This is a genomic window from Paenibacillus sp. FSL R5-0345, from assembly GCF_000758585.1.
GTDB lineage: Bacteria > Bacillota > Bacilli > Paenibacillales > Paenibacillaceae > Paenibacillus_AQ.
Genome location: NZ_CP009281.1, coordinates 1,618,248 through 1,631,207, shown reverse-complemented (window position 1 = coordinate 1,631,207; position 12,960 = coordinate 1,618,248). Strand labels below are relative to the sequence as shown.

The following is a 12,960-nucleotide window of genomic DNA, read 5'->3' as shown; positions in this document are numbered from 1 at the left end:
CTGACGGGCTTCTGTGCCAGGCTTGTTTCTGTTCGTAATCTCAAATGTGATAATCATTTACCCAAGGCAAAATAACCATCACGCTGGTACCTACCTGAACCTCTGAATCCACCTTAATTTGCCCCCCGTACATTTCTATTAATTGCTTGCAGATCGATAATCCAATTCCTGTCCCTTTTTGCTTGGTTGTAAAGAAAGGGTCAAATATTCGGTTTAATTTATCCTGTGGAATTCCTTCTCCATTGTCTTTAAAAATAAGAATAATTTCGTTAGTCTCAGAATCGGTCGTAACTGTAATGTCTATTCTGCCTCTAAACGCTGTGAATGAATCTATACTATTTTTTAAAATATTCAGGATTACCTGCTCAAGTTGGGAGGCGTTTCCATACGTTAGAACTTTTTCAAGAGAATAATCCACTGAAAGAATGATATCATCACTAAGTATGAGTTGATTTACGATGTTATTAACTCTATGTATAACCTCCATAATATTAAATACCACGACGTTATTCTTCGCACTATCACCTTTTCGAGCCAGTACTAGGAAGTCCGTTACTAATCCATTCAGAGCATCAATCTCATTGATGGTTATATCCAGATACGCACGCAATTCATCCGTCTTGATCTCCGGTTCATATAGCCTGTTATTAACAAGCTGAGCAAAACCTTTAATTGAAGCAAGCGGATTCCGTATTTCATGTGCCATCCCTGCTGCCATTTGTCCCATCAGAGCAATTTTTTGTTCATGTAAGTTGTCGATCTGTTGATTTTTATTAGACAGATAACCCTGTGCAAAGCCAGTAAACCGGATCCAGTTACATTCCATTAAACGATTATAAAAAACCAATCGAATCGTAGAATCATCTTCCATTTCTTCAATGATTTTAAACATAATACCCTGAGCGGTTAAGTTTAAATCCTTGCTCATTTCAAGTAGGATATCAAAATGATCACCGAATATTTCTGCAGTATAAACGCCTTGCTCAAACCCCTCTTTTTCTAGTAGGTTTAGGTACTGGCCATAATCAAAGGAATCCAAGAACAGTGCTTCTACCATACTCATTAATATCATACTAAATGTCGAATCTAACATTTCCTTTTGTGTCTCTACAAACCAGGCGGATTCGATATTTTTCATAGTTATAGAATGATAATGCCTGTCTAAAATGATTGGAACAGCTAGGGTTAATGACGAACGTAAATCCTTTTCACTGTATGACATTTTCATCCTCCCTCTTTGTTGTTTTGTATTCAATACATATGTATATTTTCCTGCTTCAAAAACACAGTAAATCATTATGGCTCACTTAATCATCATTTTAATTCAAATTTTAAATATATATTCTATAAAAATGTAAGACACCCCAAACCATTCCGCCCATTAAGAAAAGGGAACCGCTCAGGCGGCTCCCTTTTTGGATAACAAGACATGGGACAACAAATTTATGGCATGATGTTTCTGGAAGAGTCGACATCTATTTAAGAATTAAGAGTAGAATCTATGTGCTATCAAAAAAAAAAAGCATTTGATCATAGATCAAGTGCTTTTAGCATTGTTCTTTCATTATTCAAACAGATCATCCATAGAACGGATAGGCTTCACATCCATCGATTCCTTCGATGCGGCTAGATTGAAATACACGCCTACCCAGATGATTGCACATAAAACGATAACTCCTCATCACCACCTATAACAAAACGATTCTAAAAAGGATTCATTTTGTAAGAGCCGGTTTCGGATTCTCCGAGTACGTTAGCATTACTAGGATTAGGGACATGAATGCGTTTGCAGAAAACCTGCAGTAAGAGTATTCCCTGCTTATTCCCTTGCTCCGCCTAGCACCAAGCGAAGGTGCTGTCTCCACTTATAATTTATGAAATACATCTATCCTGATGTTACCCTGCCACACTTCATTATATTAAGTCAGCGAAACTGAATCGTTATTCGCTTTTGGACCCTTTTTCGCCAGAAGCTTTTCCGTAAAATGCACATCAAAAAAATGAATGATGGGCCCTAGGCCTAACATGGAGACTAGAGTTCCCAAACCTATAACGCCTCCTGACAGGAAACAAATCAAAGCACAAAGAGCATCTGTAAACATCCGATGCCAAAAATATGAGATTTTCGGTAATTTAGTTTTCATTATCAGGGACAAGCTGTCAAAGGGAGCTACTCCCACATCCGATTTCTGATACATGGATACCCCAAAACTACATACCACTACACCAATGGCCACAGTGATTACCCTCTGCCAAAACAGCTGAGGTTCGCCCAACAGATGTAGCCAGGTACTATGAAAGAATGTAGCTATGTAGCCCAGAAAAATTGCATTTACGAAAGTACCGGCTCCGATAAGCTTTCGTCCTGTGATAAATTGTATTACAAACAATACCAGGTTCAGTAAGATTAGAAAATTTGCATATACGATACCGCTGGACTCTGCAAGTGCCATCACCATCCCACTGAAGGGATCGTTTCCCATACCTGACAGCTTAAAAATACTGATTCCCATGCCCAGAAATACATTGCCCATAACCATAATGATCAATCGTTTTGTATCTACTTTATTAATATTCCACTTCATATGGTCCATCCTATTTTCATATTATAGATCTATTTTCCACACAACAACGACAATTCAACAGCTAGAGCTTACTCCTTCCTTCTGTATTCACCAATATACTATCATACCCGTGTATGAAATAGCATTGAGGTAGTTAATTTTTACCACACTGATTCTCTAGGTTGAAATCTATACGTTTCATACTGGAGACAACCTCTTGGCTCTGGAATAGATCGGCTTTCTGCTGCATGAACTCACATCTGTCTGGGCTGCTTCGGCTATAAAAAAGAAGAGCCGCCAATCTTAACAGCTCTTCCATTACTTCTATCATACTCATGTTAATTCGTAATTACCCATTTTTGTCGATCAAGGGTAGGATCTAGCTCACTTAGAGACAGTCTCGTTCCATCCGCTGATACTTCCAGCGCTTTTTTATGATGAGCAGAAATAATACTTATGGTACCATCATCATTCTTTTGAAGAATCCAACGCTGATTGTTATATCCGAGATAATGGTACAACTGAATTTTATTTTGCCCTGTGTCCAGATCAAGGGCCTGACCGGCCGTTGTACGAATGGAATAGGATCCTAAATCGTCCCCCGTCGGCACGAATACCCACTTCTGATCCGTAGAATCATTCGCATCCTTCAGAGCAACAGCTTCACCATTTACAAGATTTGCTGTATAGAGAGATTTCTGTAGTTCTGCATTTACTAGACTGGATGTGGTCAGATTGGCAGGTGCTTCTCCGCTCACGTTAACGTTTTGATATGAAACCGATCCGCCAAATACATGTAGTCCAAAGCGTCCTTCTGCAAATGTGCCATCCTGCAGGTCGATCACTTTCTGTCCGTCCGTATATACCACAATATGTGGGCCATTTGCTTCGATTTTCACTTTATAGGTTCGACCCGGCTGAATGAACGTCGGAACTTTCGCCAGAACTTGACGCTCTTCAAAACGGCCGTCAATTTTATAAAACAGTCGAATGGACTTCGTATTCGGATCTAGATTTAAGTAGTATCCGCTGCGTCCATCTTCGCTAGCACGGAACAACACAGAGCCTGCTCCCCCGGATTTTCCTAACATCATCTCTGCTTCATAAGTAAAGTTCCCTACCTGCTTCTCTGCGATATAATTCGCGTCACTAAAGTAATTTCCACGAATTCCATTTTCACTAATGACCCAGGAGGCTGCTGATAGATCTTTAATCCACCCACTTAAGTTCGTATGGAATTCACCGCCAGATACCTTAACTAATACGCTGGCTGATGTCTTCCCATTTGGAGTAGAAACAGTAATGATAGACTCGCCTTCTTTTTTGCCTAGAATGGTTGCCTGTGAGTTATCTACCACGTTTAGTTCAACCACATCCTTGTTACTGGAATTCCATTTAAGCGGCTGTGCCCCATTACCTGTGCCATGCTCTACCATTGCCAAAAGTGTGTCGCTTTCCCCCTTGCTCAGTTCACGATCACTTGTATCCATCATTATCTTGGTAGCTGAGCCGGACTCCTGATTCCATACAGAACCTAACTGATTAACTGTCAAAGATACGACTTTTACGTTGCCTCCTTTGGTGTAAAAGCTCAAAGCTCTGCTGGCTGGATCCGGAAAAATGACATCAGAGAAAACGACTTTACCGTTGTTACCAAAAACCTCAACAGAAGATTCGTCTACAAGGATACGCAGCTTAACACGCTTGTTCTCCATTTGCATTGGTGCTTCATGTCTTGTACTAAATAGACTCGAAAAATCCGTCAAACCAGATGCAGACCGATCCACGAAAATCTGACTCTCACTAGGACTATATCCAACAACCGTTTTCTGACTTCCCCCTACGCGAACGTTAAAGCCAAATTCACTTACCTGACTACCTGCAGGAATTTCCACTTCAGCTTCAATCTCGTATGCACCAGAAGTAACACCTTTCAGTAGATTCTGAGAAGAAGGACTTACCTCTTTGTTAGCAGTATAATATAGCTGACTACGCAGCGATTGGAGCTCCTTGATTGGGCTTTGAGCCAGCTGAATCCCATCTTTAGTCGTTACTAATGAGACTTCTCTTGGGATTGACAGTACCCCTTTCCAATTGGTTGTTGGGAAAGCAAACGGATAATCCCAGTTTGTCATCCATGCCATCATTACGCTGCGATGATCCGGCATGTTAGAAAAAGACATTGATGCGTAGAATTCTTTTCCAAAATCAGTTCGCAATACTTTCCCTGCCGGATTATCATTAACGAATTTACCTTCCGCTGTTAAATGACCCACAAAATATTCAGCATCTGATCCGCCTGTTTTTGAATTCGCTCCTGTACTAATCATCAGAACCCATTTCTTCTGTGATGTTCCGTCTACCGAAAGTTGAAGCAAATCTGGACATTCCCATACACCGCCGCGAACATAATCCCCGTATCCCCAACTATCTGTCAGGGTCCAATCAAGTAGATTCGTTGAAGTAAAGAAACGAATATGATCTCCACCGGATACAACCATGACCCACCTGTTATTGTCGTTATCACGAATCACTTTCGGATCACGGAAATCCCAACCTCCGGGCTCCCCTCCATTATCGCCTGGATTCTCGATAACCATTGGACGCGCCTTGGAATATTCCCAAGTACGACCTTGGTCCTTGCTGTATGCAAGACCGATACGCTGATTCCCATTCGGGCCATCGGGATTATAGGAAGTGTAGTAGGCAATTAGCCCCTTACCTCCTGAATCCCCGAACAAGCCTGATGCATTCGTCAAATCTGCCACAGCCGATCCAGACCAGACATGTCCATGATCATTCCACGGCAGCGCAATCGGAAGCCGCTTCCAGTTCAGCATATCTTTACTGACAGAATGTGCCCATGTGCCTCCGTCCTGATGGAATAGATGATATTCTCCTTCGAAGTAGACCAGTCCATTCGGATCACTTGCAGAACCATGAATTGGCGTATAGTGATATTGAGGACGATATTTTTCATTATAATAACTGCTAGCATCCGTCACATAGGTATCCTGGAAGTAAGCCGTTCCTTGTTTAACGACGATTCCTGCATATCCATCGGTGTAGGTTTTATCTGTTAGATAGATTGCAGCCGGGGTGTATCCGTCTAGGAAGACCTGAATTCTGTTTCCATTTGCCTTTATCTCTACATGATGTTTTGCTCCCGTCTGACTTGGATAGGTATGCTGTGAACTTGCAATGGTTGTTCCGTTAGCTTTCGTCAAGCTTACACGGACCTGATTTCCTTCCTTCGTAAGGACAGCTTCATATCCCTTTGATCCATCAGCCGATGAACGAAAGGCGAGCGCTGCAACAGAATCAGGACGAAGAGATATATTACCTTCATATACAAAATCAGCAGCTTGTTTGTTATATATTTGCAGTGACTTACTCTGGTTTGCTACCATTCCTTTTTTGCCGCTGATATTAGGCTGCCATTGTCCTTGATTTGTAACCACAGCACCAAGATTTCCTTTCAGATCACTTACGATTATGTTTTGGAACAAAACAGAACCATCCCATACATTGAGTCCTAGCCTACCTGTACGATACGCGTTATCCTGAACCTCAATCACAGGTTTATATGCATTGTCCCAATATATTTTCAGCGATGAACCCTCTGCTTTCACCTTGAGATGATAGATTTCGCCTGCCTTGACTGTAACTTTTCGCTCCACTTTTAATTTCCCTTCACTACCACTTGCGTCTTGTAAACGAATCATACCTGCATTCGGTACGATTTGGAGCATGTAGGAACCCCAGCCATCTTCATTAGAACGGAACAATAAGGTCGCGTCAGCTTTCATATCCATGATCATGACGTCAGCTTCATAGATAAAATCCTCTGACACCGTTTCGGAGATTGCCATTACATTTTCTTTTGGATCGGAAGTCAGTAAGATTCCTTCAGGAGTATCCACCAAGTTACCTTTTCCTTTTATTTGCCAACCTGTCAAATTCGTTTTTGCATTGGTTACGCTTTCAAAAATAGAAAGTCCCTCCTTAGCTCGTTTGCTTACCTCCTGTTCAGCGAGCGCAGCCCATCCAGTCCCTGGATTTGCTACATAAATGCCTGCTGAAGTCATTACAAGTCCTATTGCCATAAGAAAGCATATTGCGAATTTTCCTTTATTTTTCATCTTCTTTGCCCTCATTTTCTATCATTAATATTGAAAAACAAGAAGGAGGCCAATTCATTACTGCACTGACCTCCTCTATATATTCTTTTACAATTGAGCAGAAATCTGACTTTCCAGTGCTGTGAGTCCAAGAGCCAGAGCACCGCATAATCCCGCCTGTTGGCCTAACCCTGGTGGAACGATATACTCATCTATGTGTTCCAAAATAGTACTTGAGCTGACATAGCCGTTCAGGTTCTGAAGCACAGCCTGACGGATCAGTGGAAACAATTGTGACTGCTGCATAACACCACCACCCAGAATGATTTTCTGAGGAGAGTTAAGCAATATAGCACCCGTAATCGACTGTGCAATATAAAATGCTTCCATTTCCCATGCAAGATGATCCATAGGAAGTTCATGGCCCTTCTTCCCCCACCTTGCTTCAATAGCAGGACCTGCCGCCATCCCTTCTAGGCAGTCCCCATGATAGGGACATCCCCCTGGGAATACATCGTCAGGATGGCGTCTCGTAAGAACATGACCCCCTTCAGGATGCACAAGACCATGAATGAGTTTACCTTCTGAATACACTCCCACACCAACACCCGTGCCAACTGTATAGTACAAACAGCTGGATAACCCTTGGGCAGCGCCCCATTTGGCTTCACCAAATGCCGCTGCATTGACATCCGTGTCCCATCCAAAAGGAACCGAAAAGTTTCTTTTCAAAGTGCCCAGCATATCGTAATTTCCCCACCCTGGCTTTGGTGTTGTAGTAACGTAACCATACGTTGGGCTGTCTGGGCGTATATCGATCGGACCGAACGATCCAATTCCGATAGCTTCTACTTGCTTACCTTGAAAATATTGAATAACTTTGGGCAACGTCACCTCAGGATGTTCTGTTGGGAAACTAATCTGATCTTCAATTTCCCCATTTTCATTCCCAATGCCACATATAAACTTCGTCCCGCCAGCTTCAATCGCTCCTATACGCATATACACGACTCCTCTCGATGACTAATTCTTGTCTTGCTCAGCAGAGGGAGTAAGCTCATAGATATCCAGGGAAATCAGCAAGTCATTCTCATTATCTGCAAACACAGCTATACCTTTAGATTCTAGTCCAGGGAATATAAGATCCGTAATCACTGCCTGACCACCATTACTGAACGCCTCAACTGAAGAGCGATCCACATAAATACGGAGATCATTTGACTCATCAAGCGCTTCGAGCTTGGCTGAATGATGTCCTACGAAATGTTCGTGGAAATCATGCTGACCTGAAGCCATCCGATCTACATAAAGCTCCTCTGTCTCACCGTTAATACCGATTATTGTTTGACTATCCGCACCTACTCTTACTTTGAAGCCTACAGATTTACCTCGAGTGAACTCAGCTATAATCTCATAAGATTCCAAGTGAATCTCCTTAAGAAGAGTATTGATTTCTTGCACCGTTGCCTCTTTCACAGAAAGGACTTGTACACGAGCAGATTCCAACTCTTGTACCGGCTTCTGCACAAGAAAGATCTCCCCTTGTCTTAATTCGAGTTGAAGCTCCCTTGCAATCGTCATCGCGCCGCGGAATTCTTCTGCCGGCGTCTTGTTAGCATACATCCAGTTGCTCATCCAGCCGATAAATAGTCGTCTTCCATCTTCAGCCGGTATATCAGACCAGCTTACACCTGCATAATTATCTCTTCCATAATCAATCCAGCGAACTTTTATCGAATCTTCATCTGGCGTGAACACTTCTCCATCAAAATCCCCTGTGAAATACTGAGTTCTTGACCCTTCCACAAAAGCAGGATCCGCACCGATGCTCACAAGCATCACCCATTTCGTGTTCGAATGATCGCCATCAATAGCAAGTGGGAACAAGTCTGGGCATTCCCATACCCCGTCATGAGAACCGATTCCGTTACCAAATTCGCTGGCATATGTCCAGTTAATTAGATCAGGAGAATGATATAAACACACCGTTTGACCACAAGCTACAATCATCACCCATTGATTCGTATCTTGATTCCAAAATACTTTGGGGTCACGGAAATCAATGAATGTATCATGTTCAAGTACCGGGTTTCCTTCATATTTCGTCCAGGTTCTTCCTTTATCTTTACTGTAGGCCAAGCTTTGACGCTGAATGGCTGGCTTGCCTTCAGGCATATCCAAATGATGCGTAAAAATCGCTACTAAACCTGGTTTACCTTCAAAAAATCCAGTCGTATTATTCCAATCAACTACAGCACTGCCGGAAAAAATCATCCCTAATTCATCTGGAGCGAGAGCGATAGGCAGTTCCTCCCATGTAACAAGATCCTTGCTAACCGCATGGCCCCAGTGCATAGCTCCCATGGTCATTCCACCCGGATGGTGCTGAAAGAACAAATGATATTCACCCTCAAAATAAACCATTCCGTTTGGATCGTTCATCCACTTTTCCTTTGGGGAAAAATGATACACACCTCGGTAATTTTGTTTCGCAATCGTAGACATTATTGTTTTCTCCTTTACTCCCGTAATAAGATCTTAGCTCTAAGATCATCTCTCTTTATATAGATGAAGGTCGTGTATAGCAGTGTAACTGCATGGAACACGGCCTTCACCCCACAATATTAATCATTTGTTATTGGGTTGCTCTATCATATCCGCCTTGTTTAATTTGAAGCCATTCTTGCAAGCCCAGACGATCCAATTCTTTCAGGTATTCATCCCATTGCGCTTCGACTTTACCGTTTTGGTACCATTCCGTGCGCATTCTAAGCACGTAGGCAAAAAGATCCGTTTCAATTGTCGTAAGGCGATCAAGCTCTTGAATAGAGTGGAATACACTTGGCATTACGTTTTCTGCTTTCATATTTGGCGCCATGATATTCTTGATAATGTCCATTCTGCTTTTGGCATCATCCGGCATGGTTGTGTATTTTCCATAATAGGAATCAAGGATAGCTAAGGGACCACCCACACTTGTTTTCTCACGTAGTTCTACAGGAGCTGCACCCTCCAATGGCAAATGTTTCAGCATTCCTTTTTCTTTATCAAATTCGAAAATATTCTGCTGCTTATCATCTCCATACGTCCCCCAGTTGTTCTGTACAGATTGAATCGGATCGAAGAGTTGATCAACCCACTTCGCTGTCGTTTCCAAGTTCTTATTGGCGCTTGTGACAACCATCTTCCCTCTTCCCAAACCAAGCGCGTTCGTTCTTGTTACGTTAACTTCTCCATCAGGTCCAGCAAGTGGAGGCATAACTTCGTAGCTGTCATTATCTCCGGTGATGTTTGCCTTATCCCATGAGAAGTAAAGTCCGTATTTCTGATCCTTTCCTTTTGCAAGGTAAGTACTCCAGTCTTGCGTGTAGGCTTCAATATCAATGAGTCCTTCTTTATACAGCTCGTTAATAAAAGAAACTGCTTCCTTGTAATCTTCTTGTGCCGCCGTAAATATCACTTTCCCATCATTGCTCACAACCGCATGGTCAGGGTTCTCACCCAATCCAAACGAAGCAAATAGGAATGCCAGATCTTCTGCTCCCGGCTTGTTAATAAAGGACAATGGAATTTCGTCAGCCTTACCGTTGCCATTTGGGTCTTTTGTCTTGAATGCAATTAATACTTCCTTTAATTCTTCTGTTGTTTTAGGCATATCAAGGCCAAGCTTCTTAAGCCATTCCACATTGATCCAAGGCATACTATCTACCGCCTGGATTCTTTCTTTACCGCTACCCAGCTCTTCAATCCATGGAAACGCATAAATATTACCATCTGGTGCCGTAATCATAGACTTATATTCCGTTGCTTCTTCCAGCACCTTTTTGAAGTTTGGCATATTATTCTCGATGAGATCATTCAGCGGGACGATGGCACCATCTTTAGCAAGCTTGAGCAGCTCATAGTCACTGTAGTCCGCATTAAAAATAGCATCAGGAAGATCACCACTTGCCACAGCCAAGTTTCTTTTTTCAACAAATACGTCTTTAGTAAAATTCTTCCAATTAATATGAACATTCGTCTTTTCTTCAAGACGTTTATTAATCAGTTTTTCATTTGGATCAGTTGGGGCAAGTGGAGAGCTTTGCGTAATAAAGTTCAAAGTTACTTTACCGCTGGCGTCCTGTTCTTTACTAGCTGCACTTCCCCCTCCTCCTCCACCGCATGCACTAAGGAACATAAGTGAAGCAAGTACAGTTACAGAAGCTGCTTTCGTCGAAACTCTTGATTTCTTAATTCTTTTCATAGGGTATGACCTCCAAATTAGATATGAATGAATTAATCTTTATCTATGTGCAGCCTGTTTCCTACTTAAGGGAACCGACCATAACACCTTTTTCAAAGTACTTCTGGAAGAACGGATACATAACAATGAGTGGCAAACTGGAAACAACAATGGCAGCATACTTGATGATTTCAGACAATCGCTTCATTTCCGCCATGGCGAGTTGGTCGCTGATCATGCCCGGATCTACCTGATTCTGGATCAAGATGGAACGCAACACGAGCTGCAGTGGATGAAGATTCGGATTATCTAAATAGATCATAGCGTCAAAGTAGGAATTCCACTGGCCAACAAAGGCATAAAGAGCGAGCACAAAAACAATCGGTTTGGAGAGCGGTAATACGACACTGAAGAAAATCCGCATCTCCGAAGCTCCGTCTACATTAGCGGCTTCCTTCATTTCATTCGGAACTCCTTTGAAGAAAGTTCTAGAGAGAATGATGTTCCAAACATTGACCGCCCCTGGAATGATCACCGCCCATACTGTATCAAGCAGACCAAGGTTCTTAACGAGTAGATATGTAGGTATGAGTCCACCCCCAAAGAACATGGTGATAATAAACAAGGTCATGAAAAACCCTTTTCCTTTGAGCCTGTCATCGGACAGTGCGTAACCGGCACAGATTGAGACGAGAACGGTAATCATAGCAAATGAAACAGAGTATAAAACAGAGTTTCCAAAACCTCGGATCATGGCCGGATTAGAAAGAATTTTCTTATACCCTTCTAATGACCAGTCCGAAAGATTGAATGATAATCCTTTACTGAGCAGCACAGATGGATCCATAAAAGAAGCAATCACTACATAAATCAAAGGAAGTACGATGATAAGTACAGCCAGTGTCAGGAAGATCGCGTTCAGCACGACGATAAAGCGATCTAATCCGGAATGTTTAATAGGCATAGCTTGTTGCTCCTTTCTTAGTAAAGACCGTCACCCTCATTCAGTTTCTTCACGGTGAAGTTAACTGTGAGGAGCAAGACGATGTTGATGATAGAGTTAAACAATCCTACTGCGGCTGAATAGGCATAATCGCCCGACTGCAAACCAATTTTATAAACGTAAGTCGGAATGATTTCTGAGGTTGGCAAGTTCATCGCCGTTTGCATGAGGTAGGCTTTCTCGAAGCCAATTGACATAATCCCACCAGCTGCAAGGATAAATACGATAGCCATAATTGGACGAATGGTTGGCAGATCGATATGGCGTATTCTTTGTAGAAGATTAGCGCCGTCGAGATTGGCTGCATTATGTAACTCAGGATCGACATTAGCAAGCGCTGCTACATAAATAATGGATGCCCAACCGGCTCCGGTCCAAATATCGGATAAAATGTAGATCGAACGGAAGTACTCAGGACGAGACATAAACATAATTGGTTCACCGGTAAGCCAGGTAAAAAACTGGTTAATCGGTCCCGTTGGGGACAAGAAGATAAACAACATCCCGACCACAACGACAACAGAAATAAAGTTAGGTGCATACAAGAACAATTGAATGTTCTTTTTGACGCCTGCACGGCGAATTTGATTCAACATCAAGGCAAGAAGAATCGGAATTGGAAAACTCAGAATTAATCCGAAGAAACTTAATTTAAGCGTATTCATAAAGATCACTTCGAAATTGGGGGAAGAAAGGAATTTCTCGAAGTTGTACAAACCTACCCATTCACTCCCCATAATACCTTTGATTGGGCTGAAATCTTTAAAGGCGATAATCGCACCATACATAGGACCGTATTTAAAAATTAGGGTCAGAATAACAGCTGGTGCGAGCAAAATATAAAGAAAGTAGTGCTTCTTTAGATAATCCATTAAGGAACTCTTATGTCGCGTCACCGTTATTCCGTGTTCGGCTTCTATTGGGTTATGCAATGCCTTTACCTCCGTTCTTATCAATGTTTACATCTTGATGCAGTAAGGGCTTTCAATCTCAATTATGTCCTGCTGCTTTTACAATTTACCAAACACTTAATCGTTCGTCAATACA

At 42.1% G+C, this 12,960-nt stretch carries 9 protein-coding genes; all 9 read right to left on the bottom strand.

The window, feature by feature from the left end; all coding sequences use genetic code 11:
* Window positions 1–40: 40 nt before the first annotated feature.
* The 9 genes from R50345_RS30170 to R50345_RS07185 all read right to left on the bottom strand — a co-directional run bounded on the left by R50345_RS30170 (window position 41) and on the right by R50345_RS07185 (window position 12,785).
* The gene (locus R50345_RS30170; RefSeq protein WP_052414511.1) at window positions 41–1,222 is read right to left on the bottom strand and encodes a sensor histidine kinase; all 1,182 of its coding nucleotides are present in this window, start codon (window positions 1,220–1,222) and stop codon (window positions 41–43) included.
* A 697-nt stretch (window positions 1,223–1,919) separates the two neighbouring features.
* Window positions 1,920–2,585 (bottom strand): YczE/YyaS/YitT family protein, encoded by a 666-nt coding sequence (locus R50345_RS07220; RefSeq protein ID WP_042125297.1) that lies wholly within the window; start codon window positions 2,583–2,585, stop codon window positions 1,920–1,922.
* 133 nt (window positions 2,586–2,718) lie between these two features.
* Window positions 2,719–2,895 (bottom strand): hypothetical protein, encoded by a 177-nt coding sequence (locus tag R50345_RS07215; RefSeq protein ID WP_156114745.1) that lies wholly within the window; start codon window positions 2,893–2,895, stop codon window positions 2,719–2,721.
* A gap of 7 nt (window positions 2,896–2,902) precedes the next feature.
* Window positions 2,903–6,706, bottom strand: a complete 3,804-nt coding sequence (locus R50345_RS07210; protein ID WP_052414510.1) for a GH32 C-terminal domain-containing protein — start codon at window positions 6,704–6,706, stop codon at window positions 2,903–2,905.
* An 87-nt stretch (window positions 6,707–6,793) separates the two neighbouring features.
* Entirely contained in the window at window positions 6,794–7,687 is an 894-nt protein-coding gene (locus R50345_RS07205; RefSeq protein ID WP_042125294.1) for an ROK family protein, read from the bottom strand.
* 21 nt (window positions 7,688–7,708) lie between these two features.
* Complete coding sequence (locus tag R50345_RS07200) at window positions 7,709–9,190, bottom strand: glycoside hydrolase family 32 protein (protein ID WP_042125291.1); 1,482 nt, start codon at window positions 9,188–9,190, stop codon at window positions 7,709–7,711.
* Between the two features lie 130 nt (window positions 9,191–9,320).
* Window positions 9,321–10,931: an ABC transporter substrate-binding protein gene (locus tag R50345_RS07195; protein WP_042125289.1), complete on the bottom strand. Its 1,611-nt coding sequence runs from the start codon at window positions 10,929–10,931 to the stop codon at window positions 9,321–9,323.
* Between the two features lie 61 nt (window positions 10,932–10,992).
* Window positions 10,993–11,874, bottom strand: coding sequence for a carbohydrate ABC transporter permease (locus R50345_RS07190; protein WP_042125286.1), 882 nt, complete (start codon window positions 11,872–11,874; stop codon window positions 10,993–10,995).
* Between the two features lie 17 nt (window positions 11,875–11,891).
* Window positions 11,892–12,785, bottom strand: a complete 894-nt coding sequence (locus R50345_RS07185) for an ABC transporter permease (protein ID WP_081389848.1) — start codon at window positions 12,783–12,785, stop codon at window positions 11,892–11,894.
* Between the last annotated feature and the right edge of the window lie 175 nt (window positions 12,786–12,960).